We start from the raw sequence: 6576 nt of genomic DNA, 5'->3' as shown, positions 1-6576 counted from the left end.
CTGCGCGTAAAAACGAGCCGGTCGTGCAGGCGGAACGGCCTGTTGTGCCAGAACTCGATGGTGCTGGGCACGATGCGGAAGCCGGACCAGTGCTTTGGCCGCGGGATCTCGCCGATCGGATAGCGTGCCGTGTATTCCGCCACCGCTTTCTCCAGCGCAAAGCGGCTTTCCAGCGGCCGCGATTGTTTCGAAGCCCAGGCGCCGATGCGGCTGCCGCGCGGCCGTGTCGCATAGTAGGCGTCGGCTTCGGCGTCGCTGACGATCTCCACCGGTCCGCGAATGCGCACCTGGCGGCGCAGCGACTTCCAATGGAAACACATCGCCGCCTTCATGCTGCCAAGAATCTCCTGGCCCTTGGCGCTCTCGAAATTCGTGTAGAAGACAAACCCGCTTTCATCGAACCCCTTGAGCAACACCATACGCACATCCGGCATGCCGTCGGCATCGACGGTCGCCAGAGCCACGCCGTTGGGGTCGTTCGGCTCGCTTTTCGTGGCGTCGTCCAGCCATGCGGCAAAGAGGCGAAACGGTTCGGCAGCCTCGGTAAAGTCACCGCTTGTTAACTCAGTGTCACTCATAGTTTTTCTCAAATTGTCACGAAGCCAAGATTCTTACAAAACCAAGATTCTTTACGAAGCAAGGGGGAGGCTGCCGATTGTCGCGTATCGCGCAAGCTTTTGACAGCAGGCAATGGAGCGTTATCGCTTCGGCCAGCGCGAAAGCCGCGATCGTGGCGCTCGCCTTGCCGCTTGCCGCGTGTGGCGCCGGCGGCTTCAGCCTGGAAAAAGCCGAAGTCGACCGCTCGATCCTGACCAGCAGCACGTCTGCTTCGGCCGCGCCGGCCAATTTGGATCGCGACTCCGACCAGACGACGATCGGCAATGCGGTTTCCTCGGCCGACATCGAGCAACTCGGCGGGCAGGCCGTGCCGTGGGCCAATGCCGGCACCGGCTCGCGCGGTTCCATCACCGATCTGGCGGAATTGAAGGACAACGGCCAGACCTGCCGCCGCTTCAAGGCCTCGCGCGAAAGCTTTGACGGCGTTGCCATGTTCGAAGGCGAACTGTGCCTGGCCAGCGCCGGCGGCTGGCGCATGCAGGACTTCAAGGCGCTCTGATTTTCCGCGTCTGATATGCTGCTCCAGCACTGGAATTTCTTCCTATGCGAGCGCATATAGGTGGCACAAGAGACTCAACTCTACTCCAGGGCAGTAAGCACATGCGCGACCCCTATGAGGTGCTGGGCGTTGCCAGGAACGCATCGGCCAAGGACATAAAGTCGGCGTATCGGAAACTCGCCAAGAAGCATCATCCGGACCAGAATCCGAATGATCCCAAGGCGAAGGACCGTTTTGCCGCGGCCAACCAGGCCTACGAGATCGTCGGCGACGAAAAGAATCGCGCCGCTTTCGATCGCGGCGAGATCGACGCCGACGGCAAGCCGCGATTCCAGGGCTTTGAAGGCGCTGCCGGTGGCGGCGATCCCTTTGGCGGCTTTCGTCGGCAACAGGGTCCGGGCGGTTCGCGGTTCGAATTCCGCTCCGGCCGACCGGGTGGCGATCCGTTCGACGGCAACAGCGACATCTTCAGCCAGATTTTTGGCGACACTTTTTCGGGCGCGCGCGGTCCCGGCACGGGCGATCGCCGCCAGCAGGCGACAGCAGCCGATCTGAACGTGACGCTCGATATCACCATCGAGGAAGCGGCGACCGCCGAAAAGGTGACGGCGATGTTCCCCGACGGCCGCAAGGTGGCGGTCAAGCTGCCGGCCTATGTCGAGGATGGTCAGACCATCCGCCTCAAGGGCCAAGGCGAGCAGGGGCCAGGCCAGCCAGGCGACGCGCTGGTCAAGATCCATCTGCGCCGACATCCACGCTACCGCATCGAGGGCCGCGACCTGCACGCCGATCTACCGGTGGTACTGGCGGATGCGGTGCTCGGCGCCAAGGTGCCGGTCGAGACGCCGACCGGCAGGCTCGCGGTCAACATTCCGGCCTGGTCGAGCTCCGACAAGGTCCTGCGGCTGAAGGGCAGAGGCCTGCCGGAAAAGGCCGGCGGCCACGGCGATCTCTACGCTCATGTGCGTATCATGCTGCCGGAAGGCGGCGACAGCGCGCTCGAAGCGCTGTTGCGCGGCCAAAAAGGCTGATCGGCGGCTTTTGTCCCCCGAACTGTCCGGTTTGGACGCTTGAAGGGGCTCTGTGCCTGTGCGATAGGGCAACCCACAAAGCTGAAATCTTGCGGAGAGCGCTCACATGGCGGGTGGACAGGGCCTAATGGCCGGCAAGCGCGGCCTCATTCTTGGCGTCGCCAACAATAGGTCGATCGCCTATGGCATCGCCAAGTCGTGCGTCGACCATGGCGCCGAGATCGCGCTGACCTATCAGGGCGAGGCGTTCAAGAAGCGCGTCGAGCCGCTGGCGGCGGAACTGGGCGCCTTTGTCGCCGGCCATTGCGACGTCACCGATCCGGCGAGCCTGGACGAGGTTTTCGCCAATGTCGCCAGGCACTGGGGCAAGCTTGATTTCCTCGTCCACGCCATCGCCTTCTCCGACAAGGATGAACTGACCGGCCGCTATGTCGAGACGACGCGCGACAATTTCCTGCGCACCATGGACATTTCGGTCTATTCCTTCACCACCATAGCCAAGCGCGCCGAGGCGCTGATGACCGATGGCGGCTCGTTGCTGACGCTGACCTACTACGGCGCCGAAAAAGTGATGCCGCACTACAACGTCATGGGTGTCGCCAAGGCGGCGCTCGAGGCCAGCGTGCGCTACCTGGCGGTCGACCTCGGCGCCAAGAAGATCCGCGTCAACGCCATCTCGGCCGGCCCGATCAAGACGTTGGCCGCCTCCGGCATCGGCGATTTCCGCTACATCCTGAAGTGGAACGAGTACAATTCGCCGCTGAAGCAGACGGTCACGCAGGAGGAAGTCGGCGATTCCGGCGTCTATTTCCTGTCCGACCTGTCGCGCGGCGTCACCGGTGAAGTGCATCACGTCGATTCGGGCTACCACGTCGTCGGCATGAAGGCGGTCGACGCGCCTGATATTTCGACGGTCAAGGACTAACGCCCGGCCAACCGTCGTCCGTCCCGATCCCGCACCGGAAGACCTGATGTACCCGCTGGTTTATATCGCGCGCCACGGCCAGACCGCGTGGAACGCCGAAATGCGACTTCAGGGGCAGGCCGATACCGATCTCAACGCTCTTGGCCGCGAACAGGCGACCGGCAACGGGCTTCGGCTAGCCGCGTTGGTCCCAAATCCCTGGGAATTCGATTTCCTCGCCAGTCCGATGAAACGGACGCGCGAAACGATGCAGCGTATTCGCGCCGCGATGAAGCTCGATCCGGATGCCTATCGAACCGATCCGCGCCTCGTCGAAGTCAATTTCGGCGATTGGCAGGGATTTACCTTTCCCGAGCTCGAGACAGGATATCCCGGAGCGAGCATGACGCGTGCTCTGGACAAGTGGAACTTTCAGCCGCCCGGCGAAGGTGCGGAGAGCTATCAGATGCTGCTCGAACGGGTGAGGCCATGCTTCGACGCGATCGAACGCCAGACGATATGCGTGACCCATGGCGGCGTCATGCGCACCTTGTTTCGCTTCGTTCTGGGGCTGGCCGAGGACGAGGCCGCGAACCTGGAAATACCGCAGGATCGCCTGCTCAAGCTCGAAGGCAAGAGTCTGGAGTGGCTTTAATGCATGTCGCCCAAAAGTGACCCCGGTTTTGGGAGAACGACATGCATAAAACAAAGACCTAAAGCGGGTCGCCTGAATCCGTTCAGACGCGACACGCTTTAGGCCATTGGCAGGCGGCTCGGCGAAAGCTGAACCGCAAACACAGCATTCAATTGAGGTTGGAAGCTCTAGTTGGCAGAGCTGTCCGGCAGTTCCATGTCGGTGACGATGTTTTCGCCATTGGTCACATCGTAGGCGATGACGATGTCCATGCCCGGCTTCAGCGCGTCGAGATCGGTCTCGGCGTTCAGCTTGTAGGACTTGCCGTCATCCAGCGTCAGCGTCGCCGTATCCTTGTCGATCTTCTTGATCAGGCCTTCGGTCTGGCCGGCGAAAGCGGCGGTGGAAAGCAGCAGCGTGGCGGCAATGGCGCCAATCAGGGTACGCATGATCGTTCCTCTTTATCATTGCGCCGGCATGGCGGCGGGCGTTCAACGGCGGATGGAGCAGAGCAGAAACCAACCGAATGTGTCAAAACTAAATCCGCCAGATCACAGTTTGACCCCTGTGAAAAACGCCAATAGAACGCAATCTTCAGCCGGCTCCGATGCCGGGCAGGGTCATTTCATGTCTCACAACACGTTCGGCCACCTTTTCCGCGTCACCACCTGGGGCGAAAGCCATGGCCCGTCGCTCGGTTGCGTGGTCGACGGCTGTCCGCCCGGCATCCGCTTCACTCGAGCAGACATCCAGGCCGAACTCGACAAGCGCCGGCCGGGGCAATCACGTTTCGTCACGCAGCGTCGCGAACCGGATGAAGTGAAGGTGCTGTCCGGCTTCATCTTCGACGAGGACGGCGAGACGATGATCACCACCGGCACGCCGGTGTCGATGCTGATCGAGAATGTCGACCAACGTTCAAAGGATTATGGCGAGATCGCCCGCCAATACCGGCCGGGCCATGCCGACTACACCTATGAGGTCAAATACGGCGTGCGCGATTATCGCGGCGGCGGCCGCTCCTCGGCCCGCGAGACGGCAGCCAGGGTGGCGGCCGGTGCCTTGGCGCGCAAGGTGGTTCCGGGCGTTGTGGTGCGCGGCGCGCTGGTGTCGATGGGCGAAAAATCCATAGACCGCGCCAACTGGAACTGGAATTTCATCGGCGATGCCGAAAATCCGTTCTTCACCCCCGATCCGGCCTCCGTACCCGTCTTCACCCAGTATCTCGACGGCATCCGCAAGGCGGGCTCCTCGGTCGGGGCGGTGATCGAAATCGTCGCCGACGGCGTTCCGCCAGGCCTCGGCGCGCCGATCTATGCCAAGCTCGATCAGGACATCGCCTCCGGCCTGATGTCGATCAACGCGGTCAAGGGCGTCGAGATCGGCAACGGCTTCGAGGCCGCCCGTATCACCGGCGAGCAGAATGCCGACGAGATGCGCATCGGCAATGACGGCAAGCCGGTGTTCCTGTCCAACAATGCGGGCGGCATCCTCGGTGGCATCTCGACCGGCCAGGCGATCGTCGCTCGTTTCGCCGTCAAGCCGACCTCCTCGATCCTGACGCCGCGAAAGTCGATCGACAAGGACGGCAGGGACGTCGAGATCATGACCAAGGGTCGCCACGACCCATGCGTCGGCATCCGCGCCGTGCCGATCGGCGAAGCAATGGTTGCCTGTGCGATCGCCGACCACTATCTGCGGCATCGGGGACAGACGGGAAGGGAATAGGGGAATAAGGGAATATGTTGCGCTCTTAGCGCGGCCGGCCAAATCTTTTTGCTTTTCCCTACTCCCGTACTGCCCTACTCCCTTATTCCCTGCGAGCAAAGCGAGCACTTATGCCTTACGACCAGAAGAAGATCGTCGAAGCCCTGCGTGCTTTCGAACGCGGCGAGATCGTCGTCGTCATGGATGATGACGGGCGCGAGAACGAAGGCGACCTGATCGTTGCCGCCGTCCACTGCACGCCCGAAAAGATGGCGTTCATCGTGCGCCACACCTCCGGCATCGTCTGCACGCCGATGCCGCGCGAAGAAGCCAAGCGGCTGAACCTTGCGCCGATGGTCGCCGACAACGATTCCGCCCATACCACCGCTTTCACCGTCAGCGTCGATTTCAAGCATGGCACCACGACGGGCATCTCGGCCGAAGATCGCACTTTGACCGTTCGAAATCTTGCCAACGGCAATGTCGGTGGCTCGGATTTCGTCCGCCCCGGCCACATCTTCCCGCTGATCGCGCGCGAAGGCGGCGTGCTGATGCGCTCCGGCCATACCGAAGCAGCGGTCGATCTGTGCAAGCTCGCCGGCCTGCCGCCGGTCGGCGTCATTTCCGAGCTGGTCAATGATGACGGCACCGTCAAGCGCGGCCCGCAGGTGCAGGCTTTCGCCGAGGAGCATGGGCTGAAGCAGGTTTCGGTTGCCGACCTCATCGCCTACCGGCAACGTAAGGAAACTCTGGTCGAACGCGTCGCTTGCTCGGAAATCGACACGCTCGGCGGCAAGGCACAGGTCTTCACCTACACGCTGCCGTGGGACTCCATGCACCACGTCGCCATCGTCTTCGGCGACATTCGTGACGGCGAGGAGGTCCCGGTGCGCCTGCATTCGGAGGATGTGGTGACCGATGTGTTCGGCACCAGCCACCGGCTCGACGCCATTATGAAGGCAATGGGCGAGCGCAGGCGCGGCGTCATCGTCTATCTCAGAGAAGGCTCCGTCGGCGTTGCGCATCAGGAGCGCAAACGACCGGCAAGCGGCGACCGCGAGGATCACGAAGAGGCCCGCCGCCGCGAAAACGAGTGGCGCGAGATCGGGCTCGGCGCGCAGATCCTCAAGGATCTCGGCATCTCCTCGATCAACCTGATCGCCTCGCGCGAACGCCACTATGT

At 62.4% G+C, this 6576-nt stretch carries 8 protein-coding genes; 6 read left to right on the top strand and 2 right to left on the bottom strand.

Features of this window, described 5'->3' with window-relative positions:
• On the bottom strand, positions 1-578 hold a 578-nt coding region (pdxH, locus tag EN964_RS20245; RefSeq protein WP_127276668.1), incomplete at its 3' end, for a pyridoxamine 5'-phosphate oxidase.
• Between the two features lie 77 nt (positions 579-655).
• On the opposite strand from pdxH, the gene EN964_RS20240 reads away from it, so the two are divergent.
• The 4 genes from EN964_RS20240 to EN964_RS20225 all read left to right on the top strand — a co-directional run bounded on the left by EN964_RS20240 (position 656) and on the right by EN964_RS20225 (position 3707).
• Complete coding sequence (locus tag EN964_RS20240) at positions 656-1117, top strand: RT0821/Lpp0805 family surface protein (RefSeq protein WP_127270334.1); 462 nt, start codon at positions 656-658, stop codon at positions 1115-1117.
• 101 nt (positions 1118-1218) lie between these two features.
• Complete coding sequence (locus tag EN964_RS20235) at positions 1219-2148, top strand: DnaJ C-terminal domain-containing protein (protein WP_127270333.1); 930 nt, start codon at positions 1219-1221, stop codon at positions 2146-2148.
• 106 nt (positions 2149-2254) lie between these two features.
• Positions 2255-3073, top strand: a complete 819-nt coding sequence (gene fabI / locus EN964_RS20230) for an enoyl-ACP reductase FabI (RefSeq protein WP_127268175.1) — start codon at positions 2255-2257, stop codon at positions 3071-3073.
• Positions 3074-3119: 46 nt separating this feature from the next.
• On the top strand, positions 3120-3707 hold the full coding sequence (locus tag EN964_RS20225; RefSeq protein WP_127268176.1) for a histidine phosphatase family protein: 588 nt from the start codon (positions 3120-3122) through the stop codon (positions 3705-3707).
• Positions 3708-3874: 167 nt separating this feature from the next.
• Here EN964_RS20225 and EN964_RS20220 read toward each other — a convergent pair whose 3' ends face one another.
• The gene (locus tag EN964_RS20220; protein ID WP_027035965.1) at positions 3875-4135 is read right to left on the bottom strand and encodes a DUF1344 domain-containing protein; all 261 of its coding nucleotides are present in this window, start codon (positions 4133-4135) and stop codon (positions 3875-3877) included.
• A gap of 178 nt (positions 4136-4313) precedes the next feature.
• Here EN964_RS20220 and aroC point away from each other — a divergent pair, with 178 nt between their 5' ends.
• Both aroC and ribB read left to right on the top strand, forming a co-directional pair.
• On the top strand, positions 4314-5414 hold the full coding sequence (gene aroC / locus EN964_RS20215) for a chorismate synthase (RefSeq protein WP_127268177.1): 1101 nt from the start codon (positions 4314-4316) through the stop codon (positions 5412-5414).
• Positions 5415-5524: 110 nt separating this feature from the next.
• On the top strand, positions 5525-6576 hold a 1052-nt coding region (gene ribB / locus EN964_RS20210; RefSeq protein ID WP_127276666.1), incomplete at its 3' end, for a 3,4-dihydroxy-2-butanone-4-phosphate synthase.

This window comes from Mesorhizobium sp. M7A.F.Ca.CA.001.10.2.1, from assembly GCF_003998575.1.
Taxonomy (GTDB): domain Bacteria; phylum Pseudomonadota; class Alphaproteobacteria; order Rhizobiales; family Rhizobiaceae; genus Mesorhizobium.
The sequence above is the reverse complement of the archived record's forward strand: the minus strand, read 5'-3'. Positions and strand labels throughout refer to the sequence as shown.

Excerpts from the sequence above, each read along its gene's own strand:
- EN964_RS20235 (WP_127270333.1), top strand. The coding sequence starts at position 1,219 with ATGCGCGACCCCTATGAGGTGCTGGGCGTTGCCAGGAACGCATCGGCC.
- fabI (WP_127268175.1), top strand. The coding sequence starts at position 2,255 with ATGGCGGGTGGACAGGGCCTAATGGCCGGCAAGCGCGGCCTCATTCTT.
- EN964_RS20225 (WP_127268176.1), top strand. The coding sequence starts at position 3,120 with ATGTACCCGCTGGTTTATATCGCGCGCCACGGCCAGACCGCGTGGAAC.
- EN964_RS20220 (WP_027035965.1), bottom strand. The coding sequence starts at position 4,135 with ATGCGTACCCTGATTGGCGCCATTGCCGCCACGCTGCTGCTTTCCACC.
- aroC (WP_127268177.1), top strand. The coding sequence starts at position 4,314 with ATGTCTCACAACACGTTCGGCCACCTTTTCCGCGTCACCACCTGGGGC.